The following is a 1,434-nucleotide window of genomic DNA, read 5'->3' on the forward strand; positions in this document are numbered from 1 at the left end:
CAAATCCAGTTGAGCTAATCAATGTACCTACGATTCTTGTTGATATGTCTGAAGAGCAAAAACAAGCCTATGAGCATATGAAAGAGTCATTTGAAAAAGCAATTGAGGCAGCGAAAGGTACACCAGATGTCGGCAAATTGTGGCTTTCTTATATTCGTACAGTAAATGCATACCCAGATAACATGAATCGTTATCCTAACTATTACTTAGATGGGAATGAAAAAAATGTTGTTTGGTCTAATGCAGAATATAGATTCGATGAGGATTGTATGCAGCCGAAGGAGAAGAAATTGCAAGAAATATTGCATACTGAAGTCTCTGAAAGTCGTCCAACTATCATTTATGTATCTGATACAGGATCTACAGTGAAAGAGCGAGACATTCAGCCTCGTTTACAGAAGGTTGCAGAGCAAGTATCTGGTGCGAAAGTAGCTATTCTCCGTACCAATACAGTTACACCGCCAAAACGTAGTGAATGGCTAAAAGAGCAAGTTAATAACGGTGTAAATGTTATCATCTGTTCACAAGAACTTGTGAAGGTTGGCCTCGATTTGCTTGCAACACCGACGCTAATTTTTTATCAATTATCATTCAGCTTATTCACATTAAATCAGGCAGCAAGAAGACATTGGCGTATTGGTCAAACCAATCAATGTAGAACATTCTACCTTGGATATCGAGAGACTTTCCAAGCGCAAATGGCACAGTTGATAGCTCAGAAGAATAAAGCTTCTGAAGCAATGAATGGTGATGCGACAAGTGATGGTTTAAATGCAATGCTCGGCGACACAGGGGATTTACAGACTTTATTAATTCAAAACATTAAGAGTGGGAACCAATTAAAAGGCTCAACAGAAGAATGGACAAAAGCGGCATCAGAAGAATCGAAACGAGTTCTTGCAAATATCGGTAATGTGATTACACCTGTGTTTGAATCGATTGAAATTCAATTTACGAACTGGGTGGAGAAATTACCAGGAACAATGGATGTTGCATTTATGAAAGATGCCAAATTTGTACAAAAGGCTGTTGAATTTATTCAGCAAGGGAAAGTACCTGGTGTTCAAGTGAGGAAACGTACACTTGAAATAGATGGGGAAGTAGAAGGTATCATTCGTACATTAACAACGCTGAATACAGATAAGTGTATGCTGGTTCAAAAACAAGATATTGCATTCTGGGATGAAGTGATTGTTGAAGTGGATACTGCTAAAAAGAAAGGGAAACGAAAAAGCAAAGTAATCGAAGGACAGTTTGAGTTCGATTTATTTGCATAACCGAGAGGAGAAAATCATGTTTACAACGATTTTTATCGCTTTATTTTGTTATATGTTTTTTGTAGTTCGCAAAGTCAGAAAGAACATGCTAATAGAAGAAGCAAAGAAAAAAGAAATAGAACAGGCACCGGTGGAACGTCCCGTTTATTGGTGCCCG

General features: G+C 38.0%; 1 protein-coding gene and 1 pseudogene. Both read left to right on the top strand.

Translation table 11 applies throughout. The features are described 5' to 3' along the window. Window positions 1-1,277: helicase-related protein (locus MR155_RS31110; protein ID WP_396027189.1), on the top strand; the 1,277-nt coding region annotated here is incomplete at its 5' end. Between the two features lie 16 nt (window positions 1,278-1,293). Further along, window positions 1,294-1,434: pseudogene (locus MR155_RS31115) on the top strand (transposase); the annotation flags it as partial.

The sequence above is a fragment of the Bacillus cereus group sp. BfR-BA-01331 genome, assembly GCF_022663915.1.
GTDB classification, from domain to species: domain Bacteria; phylum Bacillota; class Bacilli; order Bacillales; family Bacillaceae_G; genus Bacillus_A; species Bacillus_A mycoides.